The sequence below is a fragment of the Mycobacterium sp. OAE908 genome, from assembly GCF_017872775.1.
GTDB lineage: Bacteria > Actinomycetota > Actinomycetes > Mycobacteriales > Mycobacteriaceae > Mycobacterium.
Window position 1 is genome coordinate 4,739,161 of record NZ_JAGGJL010000001.1, and the last position, 17,772, is coordinate 4,756,932.

Consider the following 17,772-nt stretch of genomic DNA (forward strand, 5'->3'; position numbering starts at 1 on the left):
ACAGCCGCACATTCATCCACAGATGACTGGGCGGGCCCTACCGCGGTTGTCGGCGGGCTTCGATGATCCTGGCCATGAATCCCGAACTAGCGGAGCTCTTCGAAAGTCAAGGCGGCGTCGCCACTACCGGCCAGATTCTGGCCCGCATGACAAGGCGCCGCTTCGAGGCTGCGGTCAATTGCGGTGTCCTGGAAAGGATGTGGCAAGGAATCTATTGCCTCGGCGAGCCGACGGCCGAACTCAGGCTGCGCGGCCTCGACCTGTCGAGCGGCAGCTCCGTACCGGTCTGCCTCGGCACTGCCGCCGCGATCTACGGCTTTGACACCGACGGCACCGTCGATCTGCACGTGTTGAATCCGCCCGGCGGACAACTGCGCAGCGCTGACGGCCTGGTGGTGCATCGCCGCGACGGCGCTCCTCTCGTGACGGTCGACGGACGACCGGTCACATCTGCTGCATGGACGGCTGTCGAGGTTGCCCGTGCGCAGCGTCGGCCGCGGGCGCTGGCAACTCTGGATGCCGCGCTGCGCAGCGAAACGTGTAATCGGGCCGAGCTGTGGCACGCAGCCGTTGAGCAGTCCCGGCGGCGTGGCATCGTCGCGGTGCGCGAGCTCATTCCGCTCGCTGATCCACTTGCGGAGTCGCCGATGGAAAGTGAAGCGCGGCTGGCCATGATCGACGGTGGCCTGCCTATCCCGAAACTGCAATACGAGATCATCGACGGCAACCGCGAGCGCAGGCGCGTCGACTTCGCGTGGCCGCAATGCCGGATCGCCGTCGAGTACGACAGCGAGGAATGGCACAGCAATCCCGACGCCATGAAGCGGGACCGTCGCCGGCGGACGGCCTTGGAAGCGGTCGGGTGGACCGTCATCTCGATCGTGTTCGAGGACGTCCGTAACCGGCCATGGGAGTTCGTCGGGTTGATTGCCGGGCAGTTGCGTCACGCTCGGGCGGCGTGAGCGTGCGTGGAGTGCACACAAAATGCGGCGTGTCGGCGTGCAGACGCGCACGCTCGCGGTAGTTGAGGGGGACAGTTCGGCTCAGCGCGATTGTAAATTCTTCGTTCGCACCGACTGGCGCAATGGCGCCTCGACGCCGTCCTTTTGCCTGGTAGTCGCCGATGGCCGGTGGCGAAATCAGTTAACCTGCGCCGGCGTAGATTTCACGGGGCTGCGACGGCCATTCGCGGCTCCTAGCGTTCACCTCGTGTCAGCTGAGCCGACGCCGATCCGGCGGCCCCGCGCGGATCGAGCCCGTCAGGTCGCTGACGTGCTGCGGCATCAGATCCACACGGGCGCCTACGGCGACGGGCTTCCCAGCGAGCAGGACCTGGCCGCGGAGTTCTTCGCCTCACGCAACACCGTTCGTGAGGCGCTGGCCGTACTCAAGAACGAGGGCCTGATCGACCGTGGTCGAAAAGTCGGCACGCACGTTGCGGTCCGCAAGTACGACCACGGTCTCGACGCGCTGGTGGGCCTGAAGGAAACCTTCAAGGACTACGGCGAGGTGCGCAACGAAGTGCGGGCCGTCCTGCATCTGGCCGCGCCCCCTGCGGTCGCGCGCCGACTGCAACTCGAGTCCGGTGCACAGGTGGTCTTCATCGAGCGGTTGCGCTATCTCGGGGACCTACCACTGTCCCTCGATCTGACGTATCTCGCACCCGATATCGGCGCCAAGGTGCTCGCGCACTCGCTGGAGACCAACGACGTGTTCGCACTCATCGAGCAGGTCAGCGGTCAACGGCTCGGATCGGCAACGCTTGCGCTGGAGGCGGTTTCGGCCGATCCGCATTCCGCGGCCACGCTGCAAGTACCCGACGGCGCGGCGCTGCTGATGTTGGAACGCCTCACCAGCCTCGACGACGGAAGGCCCGTCGACCTCGAATACATCCGGATGCGTGGTGACCGAATCACCATGCGCGGCAGCCTGATCAGGAGTGAATCATGACGCTGGTGAACCAACGCGCCGATGTTCCGGTGACGATCGACGAGTCCCTGTGTATCGAGGGCTGCACACTGTGCGTCGACATCTGTCCGCTCGACTCGCTGGCGATCAATCCCGACAACGGCAAGGCCTACATGCATGTCGACGAATGTTGGTACTGCGGGCCCTGCGCAGCCCGCTGTCCAACCGGAGCCGTCACCGTCAACATGCCCTATCTGATCCGCTGAGGACCCCACACATGAAGAAGCGCCTGATCCGAGTCGCCGCCCTGGCCACCGCCCTCATGCTGGCTGCGACCGGCTGCTCGCTCGACTCTTCCAACCAATCGTCCGGCAATGTGGTCAATGTCGTCATCGGCTACCAGTCGAAGACCATCAACACCGTCACCGCGGGCACCTTGCTGCGCGCGCAGGGTTATCTGGAACGACGGCTGGCCGACATCACCACCCGCACCGGCACCAAGTACAACGTCACCTGGCAGGACTACGACACCGGCGCACCCATCACCGCGCAGATGGTCGCCGAGAAGATCGATATCGGCTCGATGGGCGACTACCCGATGCTGATCAACGGGTCCAAGACCCAGGGCAACGAACGCGCCCGCACGGAGATCGTCTCGGTGACGGGGTACAACCCCAAGGGTGCGCTGAACATGGTTGTGGTGGCGCCTAATTCACCTGCGCAGAAGCTGACCGACCTGACCGGTCAGAAGGTGTCGGCCAGCGTTGGCTCGGCAGGCCACGGCACGCTGGTGCGGGCGCTGTCCAACGCCGGCGTCGATCCCAAGACCGGGGTCGAAGTGCTCAATCAGCAGCCCCAGGTCGGTGCGTCGGCGCTGGAATCGGGTCAGGTCCAAGCGCTTTCGCAATTCGTTGCGTGGCCGGGCCTGCTGGTGTTCCAGGGCAAGGCGAAGCTGCTGTACGACGGCGCGGAGCTGAACTATCCGACCCTGCACGGTGTCGTCGTGCGACGGGCGTACGCCACCGAGCATCCGGAAGTGCTCGACGCCTTCCTGCAGGCGCAGCTAGACGCCACCGACTTTCTCAACACCAAACCGCTGGAGGCCGCCAGGATCGTCGCCGACGGCAGCGGACTGCCCCAGGAGGTCGTCTACCTATACAACGGGCCCGGTGGTACCTCATTCGACACCACACTCAAGCCGTCTCTGGTCGACGCGCTGAAAGGCGATGTGCCCTACCTGAAGTCGATCGGCGACTTCGCCGACCTCGACGTCGCAGGCTTCGTCCAGGATGCTCCATTGAAGGCCGCTTTCGCGACACGCAACCAGGACTACGGCAAGGCCGTCGCCGCCACCGCCAACCCGTCGCTGTTGGGCGGCACCGATCCGATCTGCAGCGCACCGGTCAACAATCCGGGCCAAGCCAGTGAACTGTGGCTCGACGGAGCTTCCGCGACGCAGCCGGCGGCCAACCCCACCTGCCTGCTGAAGGCGGTTCGCGACGCCACCGCGAAGGGCTCGAAGGTGCGCGCCGCCTACGTTCCCGACACGGAACTGGGCACGCGGTGGTTCGCCGACAAGGCGGCGTGGGTTCGTGACGGTCAGAACTACCTTCCGTTCGGCACACCCGCGGGAGCCCAGAGGTACGTTGCAGCCCATCCCGGAACCGCCGCGGTGGACTACCAGCAAGCGTTGGCCGGCGCCGTATGACCACCGCGGATGCTGTCGTCCCCGGTGTTCTCGAATCGCCGGTAACCGCGCGTCCGGCCATCCGACGGCCGCGGCCTGTTTCGCAGTGGCGCCGTCGGCTGGTCCGCCTGGCATCAGTCATCGCGGCGATCGGCCTGTGGCAGTTGCTCACCGCCAACCACATCCGACTCTGGTTGCGATTCGACACGCTGCCGACGGTCACCCAGATCGCCTCCGCATTCGTCAAACGGCTTGGCACACAGCCATATTGGCTTGATCTCGGACAGTCGCTGATCCGGATCCTGACCGGTTTCGCGCTGGCCGCGGTCATCGGTGTCGTCACCGGAATTCTGCTCGGCAGGTCTGCGGTGTTCTCCGACGTGTTCGGGCCGCTGACGGAATTGGCGCGGCCCATCCCGGCGATCGCGATCGTCCCGGTGGCGATCCTGCTGTTTCCGACCGACGAGGCCGGGATCGTGTTCATCACGTTCCTCGCGGCCTACTTCCCGATCATGGTCAGCACCCGGCACGCCGTGCGCGCGTTGCCGACGATCTGGGAGGACTCGGTCCGCACCTTCGGTGGCAACAGCTGGGATGTGTTGCGACGCGTCGTGTTGCCCGGCATCCTGCCCGGCCTGTTCGGCGGCCTGTCGGTCGGCATGGGGGTCGCGTGGATCTGTGTGGTGTCCGCCGAGATGATCTCGGGGCGGCTGGGTGTGGGCTACCGCACCTGGCAGGCCTACACGGTGCTCAACTATCCCGACGTCTTCGTCGGCATCATCACGATCGGCGTGCTCGGCTTCGGCACCGCTGCGGCCGTCGAACTGATCGGCAGGCGGGCTACGCGCTGGCTGCCCCGCGCTGAGGAGAACCTGCGATGACGACCGCTGTGGCACAGGGCATGCGGCTGGAACTCGACGACGTCCGGCTGTCCTACACAGGGGCGCCGGTTGTCGACGGGCTGAGCCTCACCGTGCGGCCCGGCGAGATTCTGGTGCTGACCGGACCGTCCGGCTGCGGCAAGTCGACGGTGCTTCGCGCGCTGGCCGGGCTGCTGCGGCCAGATTCCGGCCAGGTGCTGGCCGATGGGCACGAGGTCACGAGTACCTCGCGCGACCGTGGGATGGTGTTCCAAGACAGTGCGTTGTTGCCATGGCGCACAGTGCGTTCCAACATCGAACTGGCACTGCAGTTGCGAGGCCAGCCACGCGCCGGGCGACGCCGGCGGGCCGAACAGTGGATCGACGAGGTGGGGTTGACCGGGTTCGCCGATTATCTGCCGAAGAGTTTGTCGGGCGGCATGCGTCAGCGCGTCCAACTCGCTCGCGGGCTCGCCGGGGCGCCGCGCGCGGTGATGATGGATGAACCGTTCGCCGCGCTGGACACCCAGACCAGGAGCGCCATGCAACGACTGCTCATCGAGACCTGGCGCGCCCACCCGACCACGATCGTGTTCGTCACCCACGACGTCGACGAAGCGCTGATCCTCGGCGACCGTGTCGCTGTTCTCGGTCGCGTCGGGCAGCCACTGCGCGCCCTCATCGACGTCCCTGAGCCGCGCACTGAACAGACGGGCCGCCAGGCGCTGCGCACCGAAATCATCACAGCTCTTGGTCATTCATGATGCAAATACCTGAACTGGCCGAGACGAGTCGCCTCGACTGCGACGTGCTGGTGATCGGCGGTGGCACGGCGGGCACCATGGCGGCGTTGACCGCCGCCGAGCACGGGGCCCGGGTTCTGCTGCTCGAGAAAGCCCATGTGCGCCACTCGGGCGCATTGGCGATGGGCATGGACGGGGTGAACAACGCCGTCATCCCCGGCAAGGCCAGCCCCGAGGACTACGTCGCCGAGATCACCAGGGCCAACGACGGAATTGTCAACCAGCGCACCATCTACCAGACCGCGACGCGCGGGTTCGCCATGGTGCAACGGCTGGAGCGTTACGGCGTCAAGTTCGAGAAGGACGAACACGGCGAGTACGCGGTACGCCGGGTGCATCGATCCGGGTCCTACGTGCTGCCGATGCCCGAGGGCAAGGACGTCAAAAAGGCCCTGTATCGCGTGCTGCGGCAGCGGTCGATGCGGGAGAAGATCACGATCGAGAATCGGCTGATGCCGGTGCGTGTGCTGACCGACAACAACCGCGCCGTCGGCGCGGCCGCACTGAATTCGCGAACAGGCGAATTCGTCGCCGTCGCAGCGAAGGCCGTGATCCTGGCCACCGGTGCGTGCGGACGACTGGGGTTGCCGGCTTCCGGATACCTCTACGGCACGTATGAAAACCCGACCAACGCGGGCGACGGCTATTCGATGGCTTATCACGCAGGCGCAGAGTTGTCGGGCATCGAGTGCTTTCAGGTCAACCCCCTGATCAAGGACTACAACGGGCCCGCATGTGCCTATGTCGCCAACCCGTTCGGCGGCTATCAGGTCAATGCATTGGGGGAGCGGTTCGTCGACTCCGACTACTGGTCAGGTCAGATGATGTCGGAGGTGAAACGCGAGATCGAGTCTGCCCGCGGCCCGATCTACCTCAAGGTGTCGCATCTTCCCGATGAGACGTTGACGGCTTTGGAGAACATCCTGCACACCACCGAACGTCCGACTCGTGGGACGTTCCACGCCAATCGCGGTCATGACTACCGCACACATGACATCGAGATGCATATCTCCGAGATCGGTTTGTGCAGTGGGCATTCCGCGTCCGGGGTCTGGGTGGACGAACATGCGCGCACCACCGTGCCAGGGTTGTACGCGGCAGGTGATCTGGCGTGCGTGCCGCACAACTACATGATCGGCGCGTTCGTTTACGGCGATCTGGCCGGCGAGCATGCGGCTTCGACAATCGCAGACGTCGTTGCGCCGCAGGAACTTCCGCAGGACCAGCTAAAGGAGGCGCACGAGCTCGTCTATCGGCCGCTGCGGCAGCCCGATGGTCCACCGCAGCCGCAGGTGGAATACAAGCTGCGTCGGTTCGTCAACGACTACGTGGCTCCGCCGAAGACAGCGACGAAGCTGTCGATCGCGGTGCAGAGCTTCGAGCGGATGCACGATGAAATCGCCGAGATGGGCGCCACTACACCGCATGAGCTGATGCGTGCGGTCGAAGTGTCGTTCATCCGCGACTGCGCAGAAATGGCCGCCCGCTCATCGTTGACGCGCACCGAGTCGCGATGGGGTTTGTACCACGATCGCGCCGACCTGCCCGATCGCGACGACGAAGAGTGGCGCTACCACCTGAACCTGCGCAAGACACCCGACGGCGCGATGGAGTTCCTGAAGCGGCCCGTCGCACCGTATTTCGTGCCGGTTCCAGAGTTTGAGCACCTGCCCTCCGAGCGGCCGGTGACGCATATCGACCAACCTGTGTTGGCCGGCGGGCGGGCACCGGCCACCTCGTCGTCGCGCGTGCCGCAAGCCGGGCCGATGCAGCCGCCGTCGCCGCGCATCGCCGAAGTGCTGACGCTGGAATCACCGACGGTCGCTGAGCTGACCGACTTTCTCACCGACCCCGATCCGGGCGTGCGACGAACCGCGGTGGCCACCCTGGTGGAGAATCTGCCCGACGGGTACGCAGGGCCGCTGTTGGATGCGCTGGGCGACGACGACGGCGAGGTGCGCCGGGCAGCTGCCGAAAGCGTTCGCGAACTCGTCGAAGTCGTGCCAGCGCCGGAAGATGTTGCCGGACAGCTGGTTTCGGTAGATCCTCTCGTCCGCGCAGTGGCGGTGTACCTTCTCAGCGCGCGCCGGGTCGGCGACGGGGCGCAATATCGGCTGGCCTCGGCAGATGCCGATCATCGGGTACGCATCGAAGCCGTGCGGGCGCTGGTGTCCGTCGACGACGTCGACGGCGTAGCAGCCGCGGCGGCCGATGACAATCGCGAGGTCAGAATCGCAGCGGCCAACGGCTTGGCGACCCTGCGCGCGGGGGTCGAGGCGGTACGGCGTTTGGTCGGTGACCGCGACCCCCTGGTGCGGGCTGCGGCGCTGGCGGCGCTCGGCGCCGTCGGATGTGGTGCCGATGATCTGGCCGAGGTGCAGCGGGCGCTCACTGAGCCGGCGTGGCAGGTACGCGAAGGTGCCGCAAGGGCGCTCGCAGGGGCGGCGCCGACCGTCGCAGTCCCCGTACTGACAACTGCGCTGACCGATCAGCACCTCGACGTCCGCAAGGCGGCGGTGCTGACCTTGACGCGGTGGGCCAACGACGAGCCCGCGGCCCGTCAGGCGTTGGGGTTGGCACTAGAGGATGGCGACGCCGACGTCCGAGCGTATGCCCGCAAAGCGTTGGCGGTTCAGCTCAGCTGATCGAGTGGACGGGTGTTCCGTGGAGAAAATCGAGTAGGCCGCTACTCACCTGGTCAGCCCGATACGGGGGCAGGCTGATGAGGTGGCCGATGAACTCACCTCGCACGAGAGCGCACTGCGCAAGCTTCCGCTGCCGTACTCGCTTGCGCTACGACTGCGCGACGCAGGTGTCGCGCCGGAAGTAGTCAGCGAATATGTCGGTGTCGACGAGGCCGCGCTGGACGGGGTCTACCGCATTGCGGAGGCGAAGCTGAGTGCCGCTGAGCAGGCCCGGGGGGTTTGTGGTGAGGCGTGTTCGGCCGATGGTAGCCCGCAACCGATCGGTACTTAGCGATCCGAAGTAACTCGCGTACGTTCTTACGCGCTCCTATCCGTCTTGGGCGGCTCATGCTCGTTTTGGCAAACGTGGCGGATATCGCGTGCGTTGCCGGGCGCAGTCGGAGGGGGACGGTGAAATGGGCTACGCAAAGCACATCGGGCGGGTCGGAGGGTTGGCGGTCGCGTTGGGCGTTGGGGTGGCGGTGGCTACGACGCCTGGGGCGGCGTGGGCTGATGGAACCCCCTCGGCGTCGCCGTCGGATACTTCACCGGCTTCCCCGGACGCGACTACCTCAAGTTCTGGGGTCAGCGGGGCTGTGGGTGAGTCGACAGGGCAGGACACGACCGCGCCGAAGGTCACCGAGGGCAGCACAGCAGTCGGCACGGTTGTCGGGGGCAAAGATTCCGCGTCGACCACGACGAAGCGTGTCCATTCGTCGTCGGTGACGTCGGCGCCCAAGAAGCCGAAGCGGAAGACCGTCAGGATTACGAGCGATGCGACTGCTGGTGAGGATGCGGCGACGGTGTCGGTCAGTGCTAGGCGCACACCGTTGCGGGTGCAGTCGACGACCGAGCCCCAGGCTGCAGACCATGTGGCGGTGCATCCGGTTACGTCGATGCCAACCACCGAGGTAGCTCCGTCAGTCGTGGTGTTGCGGCAGGCGGTGGCCGCGGATGCCGGTGTGCCGGTGGATCGGCCGGCGACAATGTCGAAGGTGTTGTCTTGGGCAGGTTTTGGATTGCCGGCTTCGGGAGCAACTGGTGGGGTGCCCGATGTGCCGCCGGAGTCGCCGGTGTTGTTGGCGATGTTGGCGTGGGGGCGAGGCAAGTCACAAGAGTCGTTGGTTGCTGACGGGTCATCGACTTTCACGGATGCGGCGCCGCAGCCGACTTTGATGACGGCTGCCACGCTGACGGGTAATCAGGCGCCGACGGTGGGGCCGCAGCCGACGGGTATTCCGGATCCGGTGACCGGTGTGGTCAATGGCGCGGTGGTCGCCAGTGATGGTGACGGGAATACGTTGACTTACAGCGCTTCTGCGACGTCGGCCAACGGTGGGAAGGTCACGATCAACTCGACGACGGGGGCCTACACCTATACTCCGACGACTGCGGCCCGTGTTGCCGCTGGCACCACGGCCGGCGCCGATACCGATACCTTCACAGTCAGCGTGTCTGATGGGCAGGCGAACACGACGGCCACCGTGCCCGTGTATGTCTCTCCACTGCAATTGAATAAAGGTACTCCGATCACAGTGGGTAACCAGCCCGATGGCATTGCGGTCTATGAGAGTGCCACTGATCCCAGCAAGAACCGCGCGTACGTGATCAATCAGTACGACAAGACGGTGTCAATCATCGATACCAATCCGGGCAGCGCCACGTATAACAAGCTAGTGGGCACGGTCAAACTGGCCAGTACGCCCAGCGACATCGTGCTGAATTCGACGGGTACGCGCGCGTATGTGGCGACCAAAGGCAATGCCAGTGTGGCGGTGATCGATACGGCGTCGAAGACGGTGTTGACGAATGTGAAGGTGGGCTCGACCCCGGTGGGGATCGCGATCAGCCCCGATGACAAGCGGGTGTATGTGGCCAACGGCGGCAGTGGAACGGTGTCCGTAATCAACACCACCACCAACAAGCTTGTCGATATCAATCCTTCGACAACGACGGTTGATTCGATCAAGGTCGGCTCGCAGCCCAGCGGTGTTGCGGTAAGCCCCGACGGCTCGAAGTTGTATGTGACGTTGCGCTACAGCGACTCCCTCGCGGTAGTGAATCTGGCGACTCCTACGGCGAATCCAACGTTGATCAAGGTCGGGGATTCCCCGCGCGACGTGGCGCTGAACTCTGATGGTTCTCGTGCGTTTGTGACCAACTATGACGGCACGGTGTCGGTGGTCAACACCACCACCAAGCAGGTAACCACGATCGCCACGGGTGGGCCGACGTTACAGCCGGCAGGAGTGGCGATCGACAATGTCGGGGGGTTGGTCTATGTGGCCAACGGGAAAGACACAGTGTCGGTGATTGACGCCAAGACCAACACAATTATTCGCACGCTGACCATCGATGCGGCGCCAGAGAACGGCCAGCACTGGATTGCGCTCAGCCCCGACGGCAAGCACCTCTACATCACCGACATCAACGACGACAACGTGCGCACGCTGTCGCTGACACGGGGCAACACCGCACCAGTCGCTATCGCCAATCCCACAGTGGGCAGCCCGAATCCCAGCACCGGGGCGGTTACCGGCCTGGTCAACATCAAAGACCCCGACGGCGACCCGCTCACCTTCACAACTGCCTCGGGTGCAACCCAAGGAACCGTGAGCTATAACACCGCCACGGGCACCTACACCTACACACCAAACTCAGGTGCTCAAAACCCCGGCTCCACCGACACGTTCACTGTTCGCGCTACGGATTCGGCTGGCGCATATAAGGACGCGACCATCACAGTTCCGTTCGTATCGCCGCCCCCGCCGACGCTACCGGTCACCACGACTGTCATCACCGTCGGTGACGGCCCCACCAAAATGGCGTTCAGCGGAAGTAAGGCCTATGTCCTGAACGAAAGGAGTGGCACCTTAACTGTCATCGACACCACCACCAATCAGGTTGTCGGGCAACCTATCCAGGTACCCGGCGGTATTGGTGTCGTCGCCCATGACCAGACGGTTTATGTTGCCGATTTTACCGTCTCCTATGACGGACAAATCTCAGTGATCGACGCTACCCAAGACAAGGTGGTTGGCGGATACTATGTCGGTCCCTGTGGTGCTGATTGCTGGTATAGCCCGGCAAATCTGGAGATCAGTAACGACGGCACTCGGTTGTCCCTCGTCCGCGACGACGGTGGGATCTACACCATTGACGCTGCGAGCGGCTCTTATCTCGGATTCACGGAAACCGACTGTCCCTTACTGGACATCGGGGTCAGCGCGGACGGGAAATCTATCTATGCCCCTGAGGGCTACAGCCCAACATATCGCGACACGATCGGTGTCTATACGGGCGACTACACGACGCGGCAGGGCATCAATGTCGGGCCTAATCAATTCGATCAACCCCTGTACATCACTCTTTCCTCCGACGGCACCCGCGCTTATTCGTCGGTTCGCGTTCGCGTCGTCGAGCCTGCATCGGGCCCAGTAGACGGCGAGACCGTTACCGACAGGCAGGGCGTCACATGGAAAGTGACTGGTTCGTATTACGGCGTATCGGTGATCGACACCGATAGGACAAGCCCGACATACAACAAAGAAATCGGATTCATTCGACTGTCCGGGGGCGCCCAGGATCTGGCCCTCAGTCCGGACGGCACCCGGCTCTACGTCGACCAGGGCGACGGAAGGTCCGTTACGGTCATTGACGTTGCCACTAACACCGTCGTCGGTTCCTTCACCACCGATCCGAATTCGAGTTCGTCCACCAATCGTTACATCCAAGTTGGCCCCGACGGAACTGTCTACGTTACTGACTACGCTGACGATGCCGTCTACGCGACGACCGTCGGCAGCACAGCTGTTTAACGCTCAACTCGGCTTTCGATTCAGGGTGCTTTCGCCGCAGTGGTGATGTCCTAACCGGTTGCACTGGCATTGCGGAGGCGAAGCTGAGTGCCGCTGAGCAGGTGCGGGGGGGTTTGTGGTGAGGCGTGTTCGGCTGATGGTAGCCCGCAACCGATCGGTACTTAGCGATCCGAAGTAACTCGCGTACGTTCTTACGCGCTCCTATCCGTCTTGGGCGGCTCATGCTCGTTTTGGCAAACGTGGCGGATATCGCGTGCGTTGCCGGGCGCAGTCGGAGGGGGACGGTGAAATGGGCTACGCAAAGCACATCGGGCGGGTCGGAGGGTTGGCGGTCGCGTTGGGCGTTGGGGTGGCGGTGGCTACGACGCCTGGGGTGGCGTGGGCTGGGCCGACGGATTCGAGTGCCTCGGATTCGTCGTCGAGTTCTTCCTCTGCTTCCTCGTCGGATACGTCTGGCTCATCTGAAGGTTCGTCGGGTACAAAGACCGATTCAACGGAGACGGGCTCGGGCAGTGCCGCTACCTCTGAGGCTTCCTCCGGGAACGACGGAACCGCGCGAGATGACGCCTCGAAGACCGGCAAGGGCAGCACGGTCGATAAGAAGCCGACAGCCGCGGTGAAGGATAAGAAATCGGGCTCGGATCGATCGGCTGCCACGGCCGCGCCGAAGAAGCCGAAGCGGTCGGTCATTAGTACTCAATCGAGTGGCGACACCACTGATGACGTCGCGACCGCACAAAGCGCTGCGACTAATGCGCAGCCGAAAGTCGAGCCAGTGACGGCACCAGCGGTCACTGAGTCCGTTTTTGACGTGGCACCGCCTGCGCCGCTGACCGTTTCAACGGCGGTCGAGCATGGGCCCACGACGGAGGCGACCCCGCTGGCTTCAACGCTGTTGTCGGCAGTGGGCTTCGCTCCGTCAGCCGACGGCGATAGCCCCGACGCGCCGGGGGATTCGCCGTTGACGTTGTTGGGGCTTGCAGCTTTCCGGCGCCAGACGCAGCAGGCGTTGACGGAAGACGAGACAGCGCAACCGATGTCGATGGCCGCCGCGTTGACCACGAATTCGGCGCCGACCCTGCCGACCCAACCGACGGGTATTCCGGATCCGGTGACCGGTGTGGTCAAGGGCGCGGTGGTCGCCAGTGATGGTGACGGGAATACGTTGACTTACAGCGCTTCTGCGACGTCGGCCAACGGTGGGAAGGTCACGATCAACTCGACGACGGGGGCCTACACCTATACTCCGACGACTGCGGCCCGTGTTGCCGCTGGCACCACGGCCGGCGCCGATACCGATACCTTCACAGTCAGCGTGTCTGATGGGCAGGCGAACACGACGGCCACCGTGCCCGTGTATGTCTCTCCACTGCAATTGGGTTCGCTTGGCGCCACGTCGGTCGGCGACCAGCCAACCAGCGTGGCGATCTACGAGAACCCCACCGACCCTACAAAGAACCGCATGTACGTAACCAACCAGTACGCCAAGACCGTGTCGGTGATCGACGCTACGCCGGGCAGCGGAACCTATAACCAGGTCGTGGGGACCATCAAACTGGCCAGTACGCCCAGCGACATCGTCATCAATTCCACCGGCACTCGTGCTTACGTGACTATGAAGGGCAGCGCCAGCGTCGCGGTGATCAATACCGTCACCAACAAGGTGATCGACGTGAATCCCGGGACGACGACGGTGGATTCGATCAAAGTGGGGTCGACGCCGGCGGGGATCGCGATCAGTCCGGATGACAGTCGGGTGTACGTCACCAATGGCGGCGGCAGCACCGTGTCGGTGATCGATACTGCGCTGAACAAGGAAATTTCGCGGATCACGGTGGGCAGCCAGCCCAGCGGTATCACCGTCAGTCCTGACGGCAAGAAGTTGTATGTGACGTTGCGGTACAGCGACTCACTCGCGGTGGTTGACCTGGCCAACAACAACGCGAAAACCACAGTCCAGGTCGGGGATTCGCCACGGGACGTGGCACTCAACCCGACGTGGACGCGCGCTTATGTGACCAACTACGACGGCACAGTGTCGGTGGTCAACACCACCACCAACAAGGTGATCGCAACGATAACGACCGGCGGACCGAAGTACCAGTCGGCCGGCGTTGCCGTCTCGGCAACAGACGGCCTGGCGTATGTGGTCAACGGAAACGACAGCCTTAGCCTGATCGATACGAAGACCAATACTCTTGTCCGAACCATAGTTTACGAATCGGGTACAGCCGGCGCACACGCGATCGCGCTCAGCGCCACCGGGCGCATTTATGTCACCGACTTCCAGGACGACAAGTTGCGCACTTTCATCTTCGGACGCGGCAATACTGCGCCGGTGGCCATCGCCAATCCCACTGTGGGCAGCCCGAATCCGGCGAACGGGGCCGTCACCGGATTGATCAACATGAAAGACCCTGACGGCGACGGATTGTCGTTTACCACGGTATCTGGACCGACCAACGGAAGCGTGAGCTATGACCCGGTTGCGGGCACCTACACCTACACGCCAACAGCGTCGGCGCGAACGGCGGCCGGCCAGGGCACTGGTCCGACAAGCGACACCTTCACTGTGCGCGGCACCGACGGTGACGACGCGTTCACAGAGGCCAGGGTCGTCGTCCCGATTTCATCCTTGGGAACGATCCCCGCTTCTGTGTCCTCACTCAACGTGACGGGCCCGACGACGATAGGTTTCGGTGGCAACCAACTGTATGCGTATAACCAAAGCACTGGCGTTGTTTCGATGATCAATCCCACGACCAATCAGGTCACCAGCGTGTCTACGCCATGGAGTGAACCGCCCGCCACGTCCCCATCCGGTGACCGCAAATACGTTGTGAAGGACACCACCATCTCGGTCATCAACACGGCAACTGGTGTGGTCATCGCGAACATCGCTGTTCCGGATTACAACGACGGTGGTTATTTGCGGAACGACGTCGTGGTCAGTCCTGATGGAAGCCGGGTGTATGTCAGCGAGGACTTCTACAACTGGGATCAACCTTCGACTGCTGTGTCCGTAATCGACGCAGTTGACAACCGATACATGTATTCCGTCGAGACGCCAATGTTGGCCGACCTGGACATCACTTCAGACGGAACCAGACTCTACGGCGGTGACTACCACAGTGCGAGTATCTATGTGTTCGACCGTGACATGAACCAGGTGGGGTATGTACCGCTTGTTCAGAACCCCTTTGGCGGTGCGTTTTGGGTGAACGCGGTCGGTCTGAGTGCCGACGGCAAGAAGGCGTACGCGCTTTACTACGCCGATCCGAATGCTGTCGGCGATTACAGTCAAAAGGTCGCAGTGATCGATACCGATCCGACGAGCGCGACGTACAACACCGTGCTTGCACAGGTTGTCGTGCAGACGACGGCGGTCAGCCCGGACGGAAGCCGTCGCTACACTCTTCAGTCCGATGGCAAGACGGTGGTCGTGTCCAACACGTCGACCAATGCCGCGATCGGGGCCTTCACGACCGACCAGAACTCGAGTGCGGGTGCCCGATCGATTGCGGTCGCTCCCAATGGAACTCTGTACATCGCCGATGCCGCCGACAACAAGGTCTACATCGTCACTGTGTGAAGTAGTCCGGCAGGTCGATGGCGTCCGCGGTGGTGAACCACTTCTTCTCGGCGAAGGAGCGAAACGGCCGGCGCTGCATCCACTTCATCACCTGCGCGGTGACGGCGATGTCGCTGGCCGACTTCGGTAGATATCCGTCGACGCCGTTGGGCAGGTCCTGACAGCGACTGATGTACGGTCGCATCACCGCCTCGTATCGCCGCAGCGCCGCTTGGATACGTTGAGCATCAAGAGATCCGGCAGGCCCGAGTTCGCCCGCAAGCACGTACGCGCCGACCAAGGCCAAGCTGGTGCCCATACCGCTGAGCGGTGAGGCGCAGTATCCGGCGTCACCGACCAGCGTCACCCGCCCCTGCGAGATCGTCGGCATGTGGACCTGGACGAACGCGTCGAAGTAGAAGTCGTCGGCTGTCTGCGCCGCCGACAACAGCGCGTCGCACTGCCACCCGGCGCCCGCGAAATGCGTTGTGAGCAACGCCCGTTGCTCGTCGGCGTTGCGTCGGTCATAGGCGATCGGTTCCGAGCGAAAAGCCAAACCGGCCTTGCACAGCGCGGGATCATGCGACGGCCGCATCGACGCGTTGAGTCCGGGGGCCTGGTACATCAGATACCAGCCGTCGAGTCCGACCGTGTCCGGTGCGGTGAACCATGCGTTGTACCCGCCCATTGGTTTGACGAACAGCTCTTCGGGCCCGAAAGCCAAGCGCCGCACTGCCGAATGTGGCCCGTCGCAACCGACGACCAGGTCGGCAGAAAACGTCGATCCGTCGCTCAACGTCGCCTTGACCGCATCCTCGCTCTGGCTGAGTTCCTCGATGCGGGTGCCGAAGCGGTAGTCGGTCTGCTCCGTGGTCGCCTGATACAGCACGTCGACCAGATCGCCGCGCAAGATCTCGAGCTTGGAAACCAGCCCGTTGCCGTTGAACGCGGTGACCGGCATCTCGGCGCGCCTGCTGCCGTCGGCCTTGATCCACGCGACACCACGCTGGTCTAGCGACCGCTGACGCATCTGCTCGATGAGCCCCATGCGCTCGACCACATCGCCGCCCGCCCCGCGCAAGTCGACGGTCTGTCCGCCGGGGCGAATGCCGTCGGCGAGTTCGACGATCGTGACCCGATAACCACTCTTGTTGAGCCAGAAGGCAAGTGCGGGCGCCGCGATCCCGGCACCGCTGATCAGTACCGTCGGCATCTAGATTTCGAGCGCCTGGTAGGTGCGTCGGACGAACTTCGGTTGGGTGGATTGAAGTTTCAGCAATGCGGTGTTGCCCGCGACAGCGGCCGCCGCGTCTGCGCCGAAGTTCGGCAGATTCTGGATCAGGTAGATCAAGATGAGGTCCTCGCTTGGATCCGCTTGCCACCACGTGCCGTATGCACCCGGCCAACTGAAGGTGCCAAGACCCCCTGGGCCGAACAGTTGCCGGGATCGGGTCGGGTCGGTCACCACCGAAAGGTTCAAGCCGAAACCGCGACCGATCCAGAACGGCATGCCCAGAAACGGATGTTGCTTCTGCTCGTCGGTCAGTCGGTCGGTGCGCATCAATTGCACGGACGGCTCCGACAGCACGCGCACACCGTCGACCTCGCCGCCCGCCAACAGCATTCGGACGAATTTCAGATAGTCGTCGGCGGTGGAGAACAGATTTGCACCGCCCATACAGAACGGCGGCGGCGTGATCGGCGGCGGTCCCATCGCGTCATGGCTGAGGGTGTCGTCGTCCTCGAGCTTGTACATCGTCGCGGTACGACCGCGGTTGCGGGAGTCGACGAAGAATCCGGTGTCCGCCATGTTCAGCGGACCCAGTACCCGCTCGGTGAGCACATCCTGAAGCGACTTGGCTTCCATGCGCTCGAGCAGGATCCCCAGCACGTCCGTCGCGTTGCTGTAGGTCAGGCGGTCGCCGGGTTGGTGCTGCAGCGGCAGTGCCGCAACCTCGGCCAGCCAGCGGTCGGGGCCCTGCCGCGGCGAAATGCGGGAGTACGCCTTGGCCAGCGGACCGGTCACCGAGAAGAAGTACGCCAGCCCGCTGCGGTGGGTCATCAGGTCGTCGACGGTGATCGGCCGGCGCGCAGGCACCGTCTTGTCGAGCGGACCGCCCGGGGAGGCGAGCACCCGCATGTCCGACAACTCCGGCAGCCATTTCGCGACGGGGTCGGTCAGTGCGAGCTTGCCCTCGTCGACCAAGGTCATGGCCGCGGCGACGGTGACCGGTTTGGTCATCGACGCGATACGGAAAATCGTGTCGCGCTGCATGGGCAGGTTGGCATGGACGTCGCGGTGGCCGAGCTCGTTGACCTGCAGCACCTCCCCAGCGCGCCACACGAGGGTGACCGCCCCGGCCAACAGGCCCGCATCGATGGCCTCGCGGATGGACGCCTGATTGGTGTCGAGCTTCACCGGCGCCAGCGTACCCAGCGGC

14 protein-coding genes are annotated in these 17,772 nt (G+C 63.8%); 10 read left to right on the plus strand and 4 right to left on the minus strand.

All coding sequences use genetic code 11. The annotated features are described in order from the left end of the window. Nucleotides 1-74: 74 nt before the first annotated feature. The 8 genes from J3E61_RS23455 (at nucleotide 75) to J3E61_RS23490 (ending at nucleotide 8,234) form a co-directional block, all read left to right on the plus strand. On the plus strand, nucleotides 75-962 hold the full coding sequence (locus J3E61_RS23455; RefSeq protein WP_210085166.1) for a DUF559 domain-containing protein: 888 nt from the start codon (nucleotides 75-77) through the stop codon (nucleotides 960-962). A gap of 211 nt (nucleotides 963-1,173) precedes the next feature. Beyond that, a complete protein-coding gene (locus tag J3E61_RS23460) occupies nucleotides 1,174-1,950 on the plus strand; it encodes a GntR family transcriptional regulator (protein ID WP_210085671.1) in 777 nt (258 codons plus the stop codon). Then, nucleotides 1,947-2,174: a ferredoxin family protein gene (locus J3E61_RS23465; protein WP_067811131.1), complete on the plus strand. Its 228-nt coding sequence runs from the start codon at nucleotides 1,947-1,949 to the stop codon at nucleotides 2,172-2,174. Before J3E61_RS23460 ends, J3E61_RS23465 begins: the two co-directional genes overlap by 4 nt. Before the next feature lie 11 nt (nucleotides 2,175-2,185). Continuing rightward, complete coding sequence (locus tag J3E61_RS23470; protein WP_210085167.1) at nucleotides 2,186-3,616, plus strand: ABC transporter substrate-binding protein; 1,431 nt, start codon at nucleotides 2,186-2,188, stop codon at nucleotides 3,614-3,616. Next, complete coding sequence (locus tag J3E61_RS23475; RefSeq protein WP_210085168.1) at nucleotides 3,613-4,476, plus strand: ABC transporter permease; 864 nt, start codon at nucleotides 3,613-3,615, stop codon at nucleotides 4,474-4,476. Before J3E61_RS23470 ends, J3E61_RS23475 begins: the two co-directional genes overlap by 4 nt. Beyond that, nucleotides 4,473-5,219 (plus strand): ABC transporter ATP-binding protein, encoded by a 747-nt coding sequence (locus tag J3E61_RS23480; RefSeq protein WP_210085169.1) that lies wholly within the window; start codon nucleotides 4,473-4,475, stop codon nucleotides 5,217-5,219. Before J3E61_RS23475 ends, J3E61_RS23480 begins: the two co-directional genes overlap by 4 nt. Then, nucleotides 5,216-7,903: a fumarate reductase/succinate dehydrogenase flavoprotein subunit gene (locus J3E61_RS23485; protein ID WP_210085170.1), complete on the plus strand. Its 2,688-nt coding sequence runs from the start codon at nucleotides 5,216-5,218 to the stop codon at nucleotides 7,901-7,903. The genes J3E61_RS23480 and J3E61_RS23485 overlap by 4 nt, the downstream gene beginning before the upstream one ends. Before the next feature lie 82 nt (nucleotides 7,904-7,985). Continuing rightward, a complete protein-coding gene (locus tag J3E61_RS23490) occupies nucleotides 7,986-8,234 on the plus strand; it encodes a hypothetical protein (RefSeq protein WP_210085171.1) in 249 nt (82 codons plus the stop codon). A 129-nt stretch (nucleotides 8,235-8,363) separates the two neighbouring features. Here J3E61_RS23490 and J3E61_RS23495 read toward each other — a convergent pair whose 3' ends face one another. Then, on the minus strand, nucleotides 8,364-8,849 hold the full coding sequence (locus tag J3E61_RS23495) for a hypothetical protein (RefSeq protein ID WP_210085172.1): 486 nt from the start codon (nucleotides 8,847-8,849) through the stop codon (nucleotides 8,364-8,366). Here J3E61_RS23495 and J3E61_RS23500 point away from each other — a divergent pair. Beyond that, nucleotides 8,839-11,760: a beta-propeller fold lactonase family protein gene (locus J3E61_RS23500; protein ID WP_210085173.1), complete on the plus strand. Its 2,922-nt coding sequence runs from the start codon at nucleotides 8,839-8,841 to the stop codon at nucleotides 11,758-11,760. The genes J3E61_RS23495 and J3E61_RS23500 overlap by 11 nt on opposite strands. A 294-nt stretch (nucleotides 11,761-12,054) precedes the next feature. Here J3E61_RS23500 and J3E61_RS23505 read toward each other — a convergent pair whose 3' ends face one another. Continuing rightward, the gene (locus tag J3E61_RS23505; protein ID WP_210085174.1) at nucleotides 12,055-12,342 is read right to left on the minus strand and encodes a hypothetical protein; all 288 of its coding nucleotides are present in this window, start codon (nucleotides 12,340-12,342) and stop codon (nucleotides 12,055-12,057) included. A gap of 34 nt (nucleotides 12,343-12,376) precedes the next feature. Here J3E61_RS23505 and J3E61_RS23510 point away from each other — a divergent pair, with 34 nt between their 5' ends. Continuing rightward, nucleotides 12,377-15,352, plus strand: a complete 2,976-nt coding sequence (locus J3E61_RS23510; RefSeq protein WP_210085175.1) for a beta-propeller fold lactonase family protein — start codon at nucleotides 12,377-12,379, stop codon at nucleotides 15,350-15,352. On the opposite strand, the gene J3E61_RS23515 is transcribed toward J3E61_RS23510, so the two are convergent. Together J3E61_RS23515 and J3E61_RS23520 are read right to left on the minus strand one after the other, a co-directional pair. Continuing rightward, nucleotides 15,342-16,544, minus strand: coding sequence for an FAD-dependent monooxygenase (locus J3E61_RS23515; protein WP_210085176.1), 1,203 nt, complete (start codon nucleotides 16,542-16,544; stop codon nucleotides 15,342-15,344). The two genes, J3E61_RS23510 and J3E61_RS23515, sit on opposite strands and share 11 nt — an antisense overlap. Continuing rightward, nucleotides 16,545-17,750, minus strand: a complete 1,206-nt coding sequence (locus J3E61_RS23520) for a serine hydrolase (protein WP_192720700.1) — start codon at nucleotides 17,748-17,750, stop codon at nucleotides 16,545-16,547. It lies immediately after the preceding gene. Between the last annotated feature and the right edge of the window lie 22 nt (nucleotides 17,751-17,772).

What these genes read in the sequence shown, in the direction of transcription:
- J3E61_RS23455 (WP_210085166.1), top strand. Translation starts at nt 75, where the DNA reads ATGAATCCCGAACTAGCGGAGCTCTTCGAAAGTCAAGGCGGCGTCGCC.
- J3E61_RS23465 (WP_067811131.1), top strand. Translation starts at nt 1,947, where the DNA reads ATGACGCTGGTGAACCAACGCGCCGATGTTCCGGTGACGATCGACGAG.
- J3E61_RS23470 (WP_210085167.1), top strand. Translation starts at nt 2,186, where the DNA reads ATGAAGAAGCGCCTGATCCGAGTCGCCGCCCTGGCCACCGCCCTCATG.
- J3E61_RS23475 (WP_210085168.1), top strand. Translation starts at nt 3,613, where the DNA reads ATGACCACCGCGGATGCTGTCGTCCCCGGTGTTCTCGAATCGCCGGTA.
- J3E61_RS23480 (WP_210085169.1), top strand. Translation starts at nt 4,473, where the DNA reads ATGACGACCGCTGTGGCACAGGGCATGCGGCTGGAACTCGACGACGTC.
- J3E61_RS23485 (WP_210085170.1), top strand. Translation starts at nt 5,216, where the DNA reads ATGATGCAAATACCTGAACTGGCCGAGACGAGTCGCCTCGACTGCGAC.
- J3E61_RS23500 (WP_210085173.1), top strand. Translation starts at nt 8,839, where the DNA reads ATGCCAACCACCGAGGTAGCTCCGTCAGTCGTGGTGTTGCGGCAGGCG.
- J3E61_RS23515 (WP_210085176.1), bottom strand. Translation starts at nt 16,544, where the DNA reads ATGCCGACGGTACTGATCAGCGGTGCCGGGATCGCGGCGCCCGCACTT.